18 protein-coding genes are annotated in these 13,897 nt (G+C 36.2%); 7 read left to right on the plus strand and 11 right to left on the minus strand.

What is annotated here, in order from left to right; all coding sequences use genetic code 11:
* Nucleotides 1-4: 4 nt before the first annotated feature.
* The 3 genes from uraH to puuE form a co-directional block, all read right to left on the minus strand.
* A complete protein-coding gene (gene uraH, locus AC5YDM_RS06730) occupies nt 5-325 on the minus strand; it encodes a hydroxyisourate hydrolase (RefSeq protein WP_496151346.1) in 321 nt (106 codons plus the stop codon).
* The gene (uraD, locus tag AC5YDM_RS06735) at nt 322-825 is read right to left on the minus strand and encodes a 2-oxo-4-hydroxy-4-carboxy-5-ureidoimidazoline decarboxylase (RefSeq protein ID WP_496151347.1); all 504 of its coding nucleotides are present in this window, start codon (nt 823-825) and stop codon (nt 322-324) included. The genes uraH and uraD overlap by 4 nt, the downstream gene beginning before the upstream one ends.
* Before the next feature lie 135 nt (nt 826-960).
* Entirely contained in the window at nt 961-1,923 is a 963-nt protein-coding gene (puuE, locus tag AC5YDM_RS06740; RefSeq protein ID WP_496151348.1) for an allantoinase PuuE, read from the minus strand.
* A gap of 241 nt (nt 1,924-2,164) precedes the next feature.
* Between puuE and AC5YDM_RS06745 the strand changes: the two genes are divergently transcribed.
* The 4 genes from AC5YDM_RS06745 to AC5YDM_RS06760 all read left to right on the plus strand — a co-directional run bounded on the left by AC5YDM_RS06745 (nt 2,165) and on the right by AC5YDM_RS06760 (nt 4,791).
* Entirely contained in the window at nt 2,165-2,530 is a 366-nt protein-coding gene (locus AC5YDM_RS06745; protein ID WP_496151349.1) for an HPF/RaiA family ribosome-associated protein, read from the plus strand.
* A 165-nt stretch (nt 2,531-2,695) separates the two neighbouring features.
* Nucleotides 2,696-3,238, plus strand: coding sequence for an ankyrin repeat domain-containing protein (locus AC5YDM_RS06750; protein ID WP_496151350.1), 543 nt, complete (start codon nt 2,696-2,698; stop codon nt 3,236-3,238).
* A gap of 12 nt (nt 3,239-3,250) precedes the next feature.
* Nucleotides 3,251-4,018: a transporter gene (locus AC5YDM_RS06755; protein ID WP_496151351.1), complete on the plus strand. Its 768-nt coding sequence runs from the start codon at nt 3,251-3,253 to the stop codon at nt 4,016-4,018.
* A 95-nt stretch (nt 4,019-4,113) separates the two neighbouring features.
* Nucleotides 4,114-4,791 (plus strand): glutathione S-transferase family protein, encoded by a 678-nt coding sequence (locus tag AC5YDM_RS06760; RefSeq protein ID WP_496151352.1) that lies wholly within the window; start codon nt 4,114-4,116, stop codon nt 4,789-4,791.
* 21 nt (nt 4,792-4,812) lie between these two features.
* Here AC5YDM_RS06760 and AC5YDM_RS06765 read toward each other — a convergent pair whose 3' ends face one another.
* The 3 genes from AC5YDM_RS06765 to AC5YDM_RS06775 form a co-directional block, all read right to left on the minus strand.
* Nucleotides 4,813-5,958, minus strand: a complete 1,146-nt coding sequence (locus AC5YDM_RS06765) for a GGDEF domain-containing protein (RefSeq protein WP_496151353.1) — start codon at nt 5,956-5,958, stop codon at nt 4,813-4,815.
* Nucleotides 5,959-6,291: 333 nt separating this feature from the next.
* A complete protein-coding gene (locus tag AC5YDM_RS06770) occupies nt 6,292-6,897 on the minus strand; it encodes a GGDEF domain-containing protein (protein ID WP_496151354.1) in 606 nt (201 codons plus the stop codon).
* A 362-nt stretch (nt 6,898-7,259) separates the two neighbouring features.
* Complete coding sequence (locus AC5YDM_RS06775; RefSeq protein WP_496151355.1) at nt 7,260-8,174, minus strand: alpha/beta hydrolase; 915 nt, start codon at nt 8,172-8,174, stop codon at nt 7,260-7,262.
* A gap of 143 nt (nt 8,175-8,317) precedes the next feature.
* Here AC5YDM_RS06775 and AC5YDM_RS06780 point away from each other — a divergent pair, with 143 nt between their 5' ends.
* Nucleotides 8,318-8,755, plus strand: coding sequence for a DUF2147 domain-containing protein (locus tag AC5YDM_RS06780; RefSeq protein WP_496151356.1), 438 nt, complete (start codon nt 8,318-8,320; stop codon nt 8,753-8,755).
* A gap of 103 nt (nt 8,756-8,858) precedes the next feature.
* Here AC5YDM_RS06780 and AC5YDM_RS06785 read toward each other — a convergent pair whose 3' ends face one another.
* Complete coding sequence (locus tag AC5YDM_RS06785; protein ID WP_496151357.1) at nt 8,859-9,209, minus strand: Spx/MgsR family RNA polymerase-binding regulatory protein; 351 nt, start codon at nt 9,207-9,209, stop codon at nt 8,859-8,861.
* Nucleotides 9,210-9,750: 541 nt separating this feature from the next.
* Nucleotides 9,751-10,569, minus strand: coding sequence for an exodeoxyribonuclease III (locus AC5YDM_RS06790; protein ID WP_496151358.1), 819 nt, complete (start codon nt 10,567-10,569; stop codon nt 9,751-9,753).
* Between the two features lie 40 nt (nt 10,570-10,609).
* Here AC5YDM_RS06790 and pyrE point away from each other — a divergent pair, with 40 nt between their 5' ends.
* Nucleotides 10,610-11,260, plus strand: coding sequence for an orotate phosphoribosyltransferase (gene pyrE / locus AC5YDM_RS06795; protein ID WP_496151359.1), 651 nt, complete (start codon nt 10,610-10,612; stop codon nt 11,258-11,260).
* 74 nt (nt 11,261-11,334) lie between these two features.
* Here pyrE and AC5YDM_RS06800 read toward each other — a convergent pair whose 3' ends face one another.
* Together AC5YDM_RS06800 and AC5YDM_RS06805 are read right to left on the minus strand one after the other, a co-directional pair.
* A complete protein-coding gene (locus AC5YDM_RS06800; protein WP_496151360.1) occupies nt 11,335-11,553 on the minus strand; it encodes a hypothetical protein in 219 nt (72 codons plus the stop codon).
* Nucleotides 11,554-12,142: 589 nt separating this feature from the next.
* Entirely contained in the window at nt 12,143-12,331 is a 189-nt protein-coding gene (locus AC5YDM_RS06805) for a DUF3565 domain-containing protein (protein WP_496151361.1), read from the minus strand.
* Between the two features lie 292 nt (nt 12,332-12,623).
* Here AC5YDM_RS06805 and AC5YDM_RS06810 point away from each other — a divergent pair, with 292 nt between their 5' ends.
* Complete coding sequence (locus AC5YDM_RS06810) at nt 12,624-13,136, plus strand: hypothetical protein (RefSeq protein WP_496151362.1); 513 nt, start codon at nt 12,624-12,626, stop codon at nt 13,134-13,136.
* A gap of 177 nt (nt 13,137-13,313) precedes the next feature.
* On the opposite strand, the gene AC5YDM_RS06815 is transcribed toward AC5YDM_RS06810, so the two are convergent.
* Nucleotides 13,314-13,832, minus strand: a complete 519-nt coding sequence (locus AC5YDM_RS06815) for an SMI1/KNR4 family protein (protein ID WP_496151363.1) — start codon at nt 13,830-13,832, stop codon at nt 13,314-13,316.
* Between the last annotated feature and the right edge of the window lie 65 nt (nt 13,833-13,897).

Below are 13,897 nucleotides of genomic sequence, written 5' to 3' on the forward strand. Positions count from 1 at the left end.
TGGATTAGCTACCTCGGTAAGTGGAGTAAGCAAATGGACTAATCAGGAGGGGAATGTGGTAATGCTGAACTGAATTTTTAATCGAAAAATGGATGACAGCTTTAGGGAAAAAAGTCTCGATATTTAAGTTTTCAAAGTATTCAGCAGTAAAAAACTCAAGACTGTAATGTCCTTCAGCAAATGTTGTTTCGCCAAAATTAGCAATTCTGCCATCTTGGTTTGTAGTGGCTTTGCCAATCAGTAAACCTTGCTCATTAAATAAATTGACCAATACATTTGAGGCAGGTTTTCCTAAGCCAGTATCAAGAATATGTGTGCTGATCATGCTTCAACCTCCTGTTTTAAACGCAATAATGCAATTTCTAAAAGTTGTTGATGTACGATACGCTTTTCGATGTCTGGGTCATTTTTAAGACGGTAATTCAGAGCAGTGAGTATTTGTTGGCTATTGAGACCTGATGCTTTAATTAAAAAAATGAAACCATATTTTTTTTCATAGGCAAGGTTGCCTTGATAGATGGCATCTAAAGTTTCCTGATCTGCATTGAGCGTTGCTTGTTCACGGTCAGAAAACAATTGTTCTTGTTCACTCAGTACAGTTTTAGCTTTTTTTTCACCAATACGAGGATGAGTATTTAAAGCAGCTAGAATTTCATCCCAATTCCATGATTGAGCATATTTTTCAGCAACTTGAAAGAGTTGGGCAGTCGTTGAAAATGGGCGATGTTGCAGGAGATCTAACGACCAACGTGGAATGTGGACACAATGATTGAGCAGTGTTGAAATTTCACTTGAACTGCCTTGATTAAAATCTGAAATCAACACAATAAAGCCTAAATATAAAAGAAACTTAGAACTTAATTTGCAATATCAATGCCAATTGATTTTTTATGGAACAATCTTCTAAAAACTCAGCAGGATAATGCATTAAAATAAAGTCTTATTCTCATGAATGTTATTTCATGGTGCAAAATGGTGGTTCCAATGTTGTGCAATATCACCACGACGGCAAATCCAGACTTTTTCATGTGATTGCACATAGTCTAAAAATTTCTGTAATGCTTTAAAGCGGCCTGGACGACCTAAAAGACGGCAATGCATACCGACAGACATCATTTTTGGGGCAACATCACCTTCAGCGTATAGCGTGTCAAAACTGTCTTTTAGATATTGGTAAAACTGCTCTGCGTGGTTAAAGCCACCGGCTGAACTGAATTTCATATCATTAGTATCTAAAGTGTAAGGAATAATCAGATGTGGACGAGTTTGACCTAAAGCATTTTTAAGTTCTGTCCAAAAAGGCAGATCATCACCGTAGTAGTCACAGTCATATTGAATTTGAGGAAATTCAGCCAATAATTGGCGGGTATTGGGACTGTCACGACCTGTGTACCAACCGATCGGTGTTTTTCCAAAAAGTGCTTCTAAGACACTAATGGCTTGATCCATATGTTGGCGTTCGGTATCAATATCGATATGTTGATAATGCAGCCAGCGTTGTCCATGTGATACCACGTCATAATGGGCTTGTTGAATGGCCTCAACCACATAGGGGTTACGGGCGAGAGCCATACCTACACCAAAAATTGTCATTGGCAAACCACGTTTTTGGAACTCCTGATGAATGCGCCAAAATCCTGCTCGTGATCCATATTCATACATTGAATCCATCGACATGTGTTTTGCATTAAAACTGGCAGCACCGACGATTTCTGATAAAAACTGTTCTGAACTTAAATCACCATGCTCCACATGATTTTCACCACCTTCTTCGTAATTGAGTACAAACTGCACGGCAATCTTGGCTTGATTGGGCCATTGAGCATGGGGAATTTGTCCGTGATAGCCGATTAAATCACGCGAATAGGATGAACTTTGAATAGCATCAACCAATTCTTGACCACGTAAGTAAGCGCTTGTCACAATGAGTTATCCTTTTGCTAAAATTTTTGAAATACTGCTTGCATAATTCTGTGTTAGGCCCGATATTCGAAGTATAAGGACACAGTTCTGCAGACTCTTAAAAGTGTTCATCGTAGGTTCAGGAGGGTTTATTCCAAACGAAAGTGATGATGTTTTTATGCTTTAAATTAAATGCTACAAACGTGCCAAGATAGAAAGTTTTGCACAATAAAGTTTCAGATAAAGAAGAGGATGATATTTTATGAACATAGAAATCCGTACAGATAAAAATATTCAAAACAGTGAACGATTAATTGAGTATGTTCGTGCAGAACTAAACGCAGAATTCCAACGCCACTCAGAAAAAATAACCCATTTTTCAGTACACTTTAGTGATGAAAATGGCTTGAAAGGTGGCGATGATGATATCAAATGTATGATTGAAGCTCGACCAGCTGGTCTTAAACCAGTGGTGGTTCATCATAAAGGTCACAATATTGATACCGCCATTCACGGTGCAATTGACCGACTTAAACGAAGTCTTGAACATGTGTTCGAGAAGAAAGAAAACCCACGCGGAGGTGCGTTGGAGTTAGCAGATGCGGATACTGATGTAGATCCAGCATAATTGCGAAAAGGCCCCTAAATGGGGCTTTTTTAATATTTGAATAAAAGTATGAATTCTGAATAAAAATATAAAACAATTTCAACGGTCATTTAAATCAAAAAAGTTCACAATAATTCGGCATAATGTTCAGTCAAAATATTTATTTAAATTTATACGAGAGAAGACATGCTCACAGCTCAACAACAAGTGTTTTTACAGGCCTTAGAAGAACTGGATTTGGCACAGATTCAACGCCTGTTGGCTGATGGTCTTGATCCAAATTTTATTGATGCTGAAAAAGGTCCTGCCGTTTCAGTATGGTCAGATGGCTTATTTAAATGGTGGGAAAATGTGAGCGAAGCGTATGAAGCTGGCGAAGCATTGTCTACTGAACAGAAGCAACAAGACTTACAAGTTCACTTGGATATTCTTGATGCTTTAATTCAAGCGAAAGCAAATTTCCATTTGTGGGATGCAGAAGAGTGTTATGGTCCACTTTGGGATGCAGCAAGTGCAGCGTGTGTTCCTGCTGTGGCTAAATTGCTTGATCAAAATGTTGATCCAAATACCAAAGATGATGAAGGAAAAACAATTCTTACATCGATTAGTGATTTATTTTTCGACTGTGATTTTGATACCATTGATTGGACTCAGGCTTTACCTGAAGAAAAAGAAACTTTAGAGCTACTACGTGCCCGTGGTGCTAAAATGACCAAAGAATTAAATTAATTGAGTGTTCCCATGACAAGATTCAAACAACTAAGTGCAATTGCGCTTGCTTCAATCAGCGTAAGTACGATGGCTGCAGATTTTTCTTTTGAACGTCCTGGTATAGGCTTTGGCACGGGTATTACCCCAGTCGGAAAATTGGCATGGGAACAAGCTTTACCTTCTGCAACGTATACTGAAACAACCATTAATGGTTCAAGGCAACGCTATGTGACTTTAAATGCTGATATGCAATTACGCACGGGCTTAGGTCAGAATACTGAATTGCAATTGGGCTGGGCTGGTCCTGCTTGGAGCAAAACTAAATACCAAGGTCATTCAGTTGAAGATGATGGCTTAGGTGATGTGACCGTCGGGATTAAGCATCATGTCGATTTGCAAGATGAAAAGCTATCTTTGGCTGTATTAGCGCAGGCTTTAATTGCCACAGGCAATAAAGGTTTTTCTCAAGAAGATGATATTTATACTTTAGCGTCAGCTGTTGACTACAAATATAACGATTTAGTTACAACCAGCTTAAGTATGTTCTACGAAGTACAAGATAGTGATTGGTCGATCACAGCAGTACCAACCGTAGGATATAAAATTGCAGGAAATCTTTCAGGATATTCAGAACTGGTTTATCGTAAAAAAGAAAGTGTCGATAACGAATATGCTTTAGGTACAGGTTTAATCTATGCTGTAAATGATCGTGCCCAATTTGATGTTGGCGTGGGTGTGGATTTAGATGGTCAAGATCGAAGCTACAATGCAGGATTTGGTGTGTCTTATCTTTTCTAAAATGTCTTATAGATTAAGTTAAGTCACTTCTGCATATAAAAGGTAGCAATCGCTACTTTTTTTTATGGGTTATTCATTTATAACGGAGATCGGTCATGGAGCTTTATATCGGTAACCGAAACTATTCGTCATGGTCGATGCGTCCGTGGTTAGTTTTGGAACATTTTCAAATTCCATTTCAGGAAGTTTTGGTTCCTTTTGATGATTTTCGTGCTGATCAAGCTTTTAAGGCAATAATATCTAAAGTGAGCCCGACGGCTAAAGTGCCCACTTTGTTAAATGACAATATGAGTATTTGGGATTCACTTGCGATTTGTGAATATTTGGCTGAACTATATCCAGATAAAGCATTATGGCCAGCCGATCTTGAGTTACGTACAAAAGCTCGTTCTATTTGCGCAGAGATGCACAGCGGATTTCCAAACCTACGAACATTGTGTGGAATGAATATCGAGGCAGATCTAGCTGAGGTTGGGGAAAGACATTGGGCAGAGCATGAAAAACTCAGATTGGAAGTCAATCGTATTGAATGCATTTGGGCAAGTCGAAGCTCGGAACATGGCTTTCTTTGTGGTGATACATTTAGTATAGCGGATGCATTTTATGCGCCAGTAGTCATGCGCTTTATCAGTTATCAACTACCTGTTTCAACACAAGCTCAATTGTATATGCAAACGATTTTAAATGTTCCCGCAGTACAGAAATGGATTGAACTTGCTAAAAAAGAGCATCTATTTGTACAAAATCAAGAACCTTATCGAACAAAAAGATGAGTTTGAGTTGTGAGATTTAGATTATTCTCTATTTTCAAATATTTTAACTTGATTACGACCTGATTGTTTTGAAATATATAGTGCATCATCTGCATTTCGAATTGTTTGCTCTAAAGTTTTATTATGGGATGAAAAGTCGACTCCAAAGCTGGCTGTAACTTTGATAGTCTGTTGATCTCGAATATTAATTTGAATATCCTCAATTGCTAAACGGCATTTTTCTGCGATCTTTAACGCATTTGATGGATTGGTATGTTGCAATGCAATAATAAACTCTTCACCGCCGTAGCGGGCAACGATATCTGACTTCGGAGTATGATCGAGCAAAGTTTGAGACACTAATTTTAAAGTATCGTCACCAATACTGTGTCCATATTGATCATTGATAGATTTAAAGTAATCCAAATCTAAAATAATAATTGCATATTGTTGCTGCTGTTTCTCAAGTTCAAATACTTTCTCACTAAACGAACGTCGATTTAAAAGGTTAGTTAATGGATCCGTTTGACTGAGTTTTTTAATGACCGTTTCACGATGTCGCCATTGAATCAGCATAATTTCGCATAAAATTAAACAGATCAATAGGAGTGGCACAATGAAATACAACATACTCATTACCCAAAACAGATTGGTAGGTGGAGTATTTTGTTTTAAAAAATCACTGAATAATGGTGCATACGTTAGTGTTCCATTGAGCGTAAGTACGCCCAAATAAACAAAAACAGCGGTTGCAATCAATACAGCGGTATAAAGAAATTGACGTTGAAACAGCAGAATTCCAACACCTGACATGCAGACATAACCACAGAGTGTCGCAGGGCTTAAAATCCCAACCAGATAGGCATCTCGAATAAAGATGAGCGAAAAACAAGTCAGAATGAAATAAGGTAAATATTGCTGAGCCCATGTATAGCGGCGAAGTAGCAAGCAAGGAATAATTAATAGAACAACAATAATCAGAGAAACAACATTGAGTAGCAGTTGCGAGTGAATCAGATCGAGCACGACCCATTTCCATACATCAGGGGTGTAAATGATGTATAGCTTCCAAATAATCCAAAGGAAATGTTCAAGTATGGTCAGTGAAAGGAGCAGAACACATTTGTTCAAATTACTCCAATTAACTAACATATTGTGCTGTATGAAATGTTGAATAAGATTTTTCATTATTTTGAATTTTCCGATTACAGCATTTTCATGTTTATCATTATTTTTCACATAATTGGAAAATGTTAACTAAGTCCATCTTCAAATTACATAAAAGTATCCTTCGCGTGTTGGATTATAGCTTTTATTGTGTGGTATTTGTACTGAATCTGTGGGTTTTAGATGAAAGTAAAAATCAAAATAGTCTCTGATAAAGATTAAGAATTATTGTAGTTAATTAAAAAAAGAAAGTCACAACACTAATTTTTAAGTTAGTGTTGTTAAGAATTTTTGTATTTGAATGATTGTTTGAAGTTACTTTAAAGCTTTAAATTACTATAGATGACGATTAGTTTATGAAAAAATTGCTCTTTCATCTCTTAATTGATTGAATCCACTGGTTTTGGCCAAGAATAAAGCACGATCAGCATATTGAAGAATTTTGTCACTCACGACATCAGCTTTAGATGCAGATACACCACAACTGGCTTGTAGTGTAATAAATAGTGCATTGAATTGAATTGGATTATTTTGAATCAATTGTAAGCAACGTTGTGCAACTTCATTGGCTTTATCCAAATCGATTTCACTTAAAATTAGAATAAATTCATGCTCACCGTAGCGTCCAATTAAATCAGTATCGCGCACATTATTGGTGAGAATGCGAGCTGTCTTGATAAGAGATCGTTCGGCTGCTTTTGTTCCAAAGTTGTGCTGAATTTTTTCAAAGTTATCAATATTTAATAAAATAATGGCATAGTTCAATCCTGCTTGCGGATGTAATTCTTTTAAAAAAGTATTAATTCCAAAAGGGTTGTATAGACCAGTTAAAGGATCGACATTGCTCGCATCTATACCATGACTTTTTTTCGACCATTGGTAAAACATGGATTTTTTATACAGATTTTTAAAAAAAGCATGAATGCGACGGCGTCTTTCTGAATATATGACTTTTCTCATAAGAACTGGCTGGCCTATTCCGCAAGTGAAATGGTTTTAGTTATCATGGAAAAAATATAACAATTAAATCAAATTTGATCAATTTTAACCCAAAGTAAAATATTGATTTAGATAGTGAAAATATTAAATAATGTGATTTGAATCACTATAATTTATTTTTATTATGCTGATAGGATAACTTATGTAAAAAACGTTTTTTAAATGAGCCCTTGAGTGTGTACTTCGGATCATTGGTTTTAAATCATTAATCTATTGGTATTAGACCCATAAACCTTAGATTTTATTTTTTTTGAGGTTAAACACTCATTAATATTAGCCTATCAGAAGATAAGCTTTAGCAATCTAAGGTCTTATTTTTCAAATTAAGTTTGATCTAATTGATGTGCGAATTCAGCAATATCAGCAAGCGCTTGTTTCGCTTCACTAAACCAAGGGCTAAACATTTGAAAGTTATGCCACATGCCTGTGTACAGTTTATAAGTCACATCTACTTTTGCTTCTTTAGCCTTAGCTTCAAAACGAGCAGCATCATCCAACAAAATTTCTTTAGAACCAATTTGTACTAAGGTTGGCGGTAAGCCTTTAAAGTCACCGAAAATAGGTGAAATTTCTGGAATTGATGCATCAAAACGTGACGGTACATAATATTTAATACCCGTTTTTAGTGCTTCAATCGACAGTAGAGCATCATGTTTTTGGTTATAACGTAAAGATTCGCTGGTGAGCGTTAAGTCTAGGAATGGCGACATCAGAATCAAGCCACTCGGAACGGTTTCAGGGTCTTCTTGTTTTAGACGAAGTACTAGAGCTAATGCTAAATTTGCACCACATGAGTCACCAGATAAGATGATGTCTTTAGGTTGAATACCTTGGTCGAGCAATATTTGATAAACATCATAAATTGCATCACCTACATCTGGATAGCGCTGTTCGGGAGAGAGAGGGTAGTCAATATGAAGGACTTGCATTTGCGTGCGAAGTGCAATTTCACTCAAGAAAGCACGATGAGTTTTAAGTGAACCCACCATAAATGCACCACCGTGAATATGAAAAATCATTTGGGTGGTTTCTGGTTTAGGTTTAATTTCTTCAGCACGAATACCTGCGATACGCAGCTGACGAAACTCAACATTTTTAGGCTGTGGAATAATACGTGTCAGTTGTTCTATGGCGATACGAAAGGCAGTTGGCGGTAGATTAAATCGACTAGGAAAACGGAAGCTTGTCTTTAAAATTGATTCTGTAACATACTGTTTCAATAGAGGATTAATCTTCATTGTTTTTCCATATTGTTTAATTATTGCTTATTTTAAATACAGGTGATATACAAGGTTACACCAAATAGTCACACTCAAAAATTGCTTATTTGTTATCAATTTTTAATAATATTTATGTCAACAAGACAAGGGAAATGAAAACAATGAAAAAAATTGCACTTGCTTTAGGATTACTTACCACTGCTGTATTTGCAAATGCTGCAGATCCACTTCATGGAACAACATGGAAGACCATTGACGATGAAACAAAACAGCCACGTGCTGTAGTTAAATTCACTCAACAGTCTGATGGTAAATTAAGCGCGAGCATCCAAAGTATATTGGCTGCCGGTGAAGAAAATGCATGTACCAAGTGTACGGGTAAATTTAAAAACAAATCGCTTAAAGGGGTAACCATCGTCCGTAACCTTAAAAATGTTGGTGGTACAAGCTACGACGGCGGTACGATTCTAGATCCAAAATCAGACAAGACTTATAAGCTGAAAGGTAAAATTGCCGATGGCGGTAAAAAGTTAGAACTTCGTGGCTTTATTGGTGTTGCTGCATTGGGTCGTAATCAGACTTGGGTACGTGTGAACTAATTTAACCTTAGCTTTAATATTCAAAATGAATGATAAAAACCGAGCCGATGCTCGGTTTTTATTTATGATTTTCAAATCATGTTCGTACTGTACGAATAGCGAATTACTTTTTCAAAGCGCGAATCGCATCTTCGTTAAACCCAACCACATAGTCTGATTCTGCTGAAATAACAGGTCGTTTGATTAAGCTATTATGTGTAGTGAGGGCTGCAATTAAACCTTCTTCACTATCTAAAGCTTTCTGTTGTTCTTCTATGCTTAGCTTACGCCAAGTTGTACCCTTTTTATTGAGTACGATGTCGGCTCCAATGTTATTAAGCCAAACCTTAACGGTGTCTGCATCAATCCCTTGTTTTTTATAATCATGAAATTCGTAAGCTAAACCTAACTCATTGAGTAGATCAAAGGCTTTTTTCATCGAACTACAGTTTTTAATGCCATAAACTTTTAACATTTTAGATCCAAATTGAAAGCTTAAAGATGGAATAAGGTTAGCAAAAAAAATGGCAGAGTGAGTAGATTTAATATTTGAGTGTCATTAAATTGAAAAGATTTAGATTTAAACTTAAAAGCAGAAGAAAGATAACTAAATAATCAAAAATAAAACTAAATTTGAGAAAATAAAAATTTGAAAACTTATAGGAAGTTGGGTGATGAATAGAGAGGCGATGGTAAAAGGATATTGATATAAACAGAGCTGTTTGAAAAAATGGTTGGCTAGATAAGAGAAAACCCGCATCGTATCATCCTGATTATGCGGGTCTCAATTCAACGTCCAATGTCGATCATCCTTGGAAAATAAATTGCTTTATTTTCTTTTCATCCTACGGCTTCCAATCCTTATTTGTCATCCTGACATGTCCCTGTGCCGTGCAACTATAATGCCCTGATGCTCATTAAATAAAAATAAGTAAATACGACAAGCAATGTGCGTTAAAAGCCTATATTGAGTGAACAATTGTTCACCCAATTAGCATAATATTTAATTAAACAATTTAAAGCTTATAATCAATAATCACAGGTGCATGGTCGCTATACCAATTGTCTTTATAGACCCAAGCATTGACTGTGCGGTCTTTCCAGTCCGGAGAGCATGCATGATAATCAATACGCCACCCGACATTCTTTGCACGTGCTTGACCTCGGTTCGACCACCAAGAATAGACTTCCGCTTCTTTGCGTACTTCACGGAAAGTATCGACATAACCGAGTTCATCATAAATGTGGTCGAGCCATGCACGTTCATGTGGTAAACAGCCTGAAGCTTTTTGATTGCCTGACCAGTTTTTAATATCGATACGTTTATGTACGATATTGTAGTCGCCACAGACGATTACGGATTTATCTTCATTACGCCATTGCTTTAAGATTTTTGAATATTCTTCGAGGAAATGGTCTTTACGTACTTGAGCTTCATCACCTGAAGAACCCGAAGGCAGGTATAGAGAACAAATATGTGCAGATTTACCTAAACCGAGATCAAACTCAGCTGAAATAAAACGACCTTGAGAATCTGCCAATTCAAAACCTAAACCATCTTTAACTGATAAGAAGGGTAGGCGACTATAGATTGCTGTCCCTGCGTAACCTGGACGTTCAGCAGGGAATAGATGCGTGTACCAACCTTCAGGACGGAATTTATCAGTCCACTGCGCATGTGTGATTCGGCTTTCTTGCATGCAAATCACGTCAGCGTCCGATTGTTCCATCCACTCTAATAAGCCTTTGGTGACAGAAGAACGTAAACCATTTACGTTAATTGAAACCACTCTTAGAATTTTTTGATCACTTGGATAGCTACTCTTTGGTATCATGCGCAGTCATAACCTCTCTTTATGAATTTTGGAGCACCTCATGACGTCGCCAGCTCAATTTAACCCTCAAGCTTTTATCGAACTTGCATTATCACGCGGTGTGCTTAAATTTGGTGAGTTTACTTTAAAATCAGGTCGTGTGAGTCCTTATTTTTTTAATGCTGGCTTACTCAATGATGGTGAAGCCTTAACACTATTGGCTTCTGGCTATGCGACAAAATTAACAGAATGTGAAAATGTCGATGTGATCTTTGGGCCTGCATACAAAGGCATCCCTTTTGTTGCAGCAACAGCTGTCGCAATGTCACAAAACCATGGTGTGAGTGTACCTTGGGGCTTTAACCGTAAAGAAGCGAAAGATCACGGTGAAGGCGGTGTACTCGTAGGTGCATCGGTTGAAGGTAAAAAAGTGTGGATCATTGATGATGTGATCACAGCCGGTACTGCCATTCGTGAAGTTGTGACAATTTTGAAAAATGCAGGTGCTCAAATTGCAGGTGTTTTAGTTGCATTAGACCGTCAAGAGAAAGGTCAGGGCACTTTATCTGCAATTCAGGAAGTTCAAAAAGAATTGGAAATCCCAGTACATGCTTTAATTACAATGAAAGACTTAATGGATTTCTTAGATGCGAAAGGTGAAAAAGAAGCTTTAGCGAAAATGGAAGCTTACCGTGTGAAGTATGGGATCTAAGACTGTTTAGAAATTAAAAAAGGAAGCTGAAGCTTCCTTTTTTGTTTTATTTAAAAAGTTAAATTGTAGTGGACTTAAATACTAATAAAAAAAAGGATATAAAAAGTGATCATTACAATTATAGAAAAAATGAGAATTTTCCCTCCATTTTTATTTGGTTCCTGATGAATTATTTTCTCAATAACCTTTGGTTTTTCAATAGTATGTAATCCAATCCAATCGTGATATTCCTGAGAGCTAGTCCACCAACTAGGAGAGCTTCTTTTCTGATAAAGAGTTTCTTCTTTTTCCATTTTATTCATCAGTTGGTAAATAAAAGGCATTCCGCTCTTTTCAAATTCATTTATTTCACCCTGATTTAGTTCTATATTTAATGGGCGTTCCCCCTTTTGTTCCGTACATTATTCTAATTTCTAGACTGTAGGAGCCATTTTTTTCACAAAATTTATAATCATCATTAGCGATCAATATTTTGGGTATTTGAGAGTTGTTAGTGGTTATAACTTGGCATAAAAATAAAAAATCTAAGCAAGCTTGGTACTCTGAATCATATTTATAAAGATTGACGAGTTTAATTTTATCAAACATTTCAATAAAAAAAATGTTAGATGCTGATGTGATACGCCATTCATTGAGATGATCTTTGTAGGACAAAGAATTATTACTTTGGCTAACTGATTTTAATTTGTGATGTGGAAATAAAGAAGAGAGAATTTGGAAGTTAAGTGACATTTATTCTTCATTTGAATATGTTTTATTATTTTTATAATCTAGCTAGACATTAGAATTTTGTAAATGAAAAATCTTCTTGTAGAGTTCAAAACTACAGACTTATTTTTTATGAGATTGAATTCTAATTTTCAACAAGCTTGATTCTTTGAATTACAACGCATCACATAACTTACACTCCAACATCATCCCTAACTTTTTATCACGCCCTTCTTTTGTCAAAACCCAAGGACGGTTTTGCCAAGGTGGTGTATGCCGAACATGCTGATTATGCCCACAAGCAAGTTGGGCAACCCAATGTTGTTCATCATCCAAATGAAAATCAATAATTGCTTGTTGCATTGCTTTAAACCAAGAAGTGAATTTTATGATATTTAACTTTAGAAAAGTTTAAGCTCAAACGAAATGATGAGCCAGTGCTTAAAGTAGAAAGATAGATTGTTCTCATTCAGTTGATTGATTAAAGGAGTCGGGTGATTTTTATTAATTAAATTAAAGGTTTTATTTAATAAATATTTAAAATTCAATAAGATAATCTGTGGTATATACATGTTTAAACTTTACGCATAATTTTAATAAATGGAATGCATGTGTAAAGGTTCAATAACAAAAACTTTTGTTGATTTGGAACAACATGCTTATATTTACCATCATGCTTGTCACAATGATTATCGGCTTTATTGTCGTTAGACATATCGACCAGCAACGTTGGGATCGGTATCAGTTTGATCGAGCTAAATTTTTCCAAACACACCCTTACGACTTTCGTTCTGATCAACAGTATCCCATTCAAATTCCGATAAGTGCATCCAATCAACTGAGGTTGATTAATACGCTGATGTTGAAATCAGTAGAGCCTATCCTCTATCGAGATGCCTTGATTCAACGTATGGAAACCCATCATAGTCTGCCTCATCAAGTTCAAGTGAGTATTGCAGATATACAGATCGGGTATCTTGAAATCAATTATGCAAGGTTATTTACCCAAGCTATAGACCATACAGATTTTTATGTCGGTAGACCGATTCGGGTGATGGCTGAAATTAAGCTCAAAGAATCAAGCAAAGGCAAAAATTGTCAGGTCAGATTGGATTTATGTCGTGACCCATCACGTACATCTGATTATATCTTTGAAAAACAAATATGAAGATGCTTGGACTAAAGCATGTTCATTAAAAAATACATTAAATCGAATACATCGATTTAGAAAAATTGAACTCCTTCCGCCAGTTCATCTTTGTAGAAAAGTCAATTTACAGAAGGAGATTTATTGCTTTAGTACACGTGGAAAATTTATTTGTACTCTGTGAAATCGATATTAAGCTTAGCCATCAATTTGTTGATCGATAAAATTAGAGAACCATTCTTTAAAGCTATTCGCTTCTTTTTCACGTTCAAAGGTTTCATGCCAAAAAGTAATGACTTGCCCTACAGTACCATCTTCCGCAGGGTCTAAATCGATGCTCCAATTGTCACCATTACCATAGCTGATAAATGGAATCCATCTAGCGCTCCACCAGATGATTTTTACTCCATCACTAGACCCAGCTTCTTCATCAGAATCGAAAAAATCTTCAGTATCTAGAATACCTTTTAAAACTGACCATTCTTGAAAAATACGTGAAGTAGATAAAAATTCTGATTCATCAAATAAGCCATCTGCACGACCAAATTGACCATTATGAATTTTTAAACATGCGACAAAATCATCAGGGAGTTTTACCCCGATTTTATTTTCTAAATCAGCTATTTCTGCATCTGTTGCAGGTGGTGCAAGGTCTTTAAATATTTCAGGATGATTTTCTTGTAAAAAGGTTTCTAAGCGATTCCAAAGTTGCTGCATTATTTCTTATCCATTTTGATTTAGTTTTCTGGCTAATAAAAATTTGAAGTTTCTCTTAATTTTTA

The organism is Acinetobacter sp. CY81 (assembly GCF_059515925.1).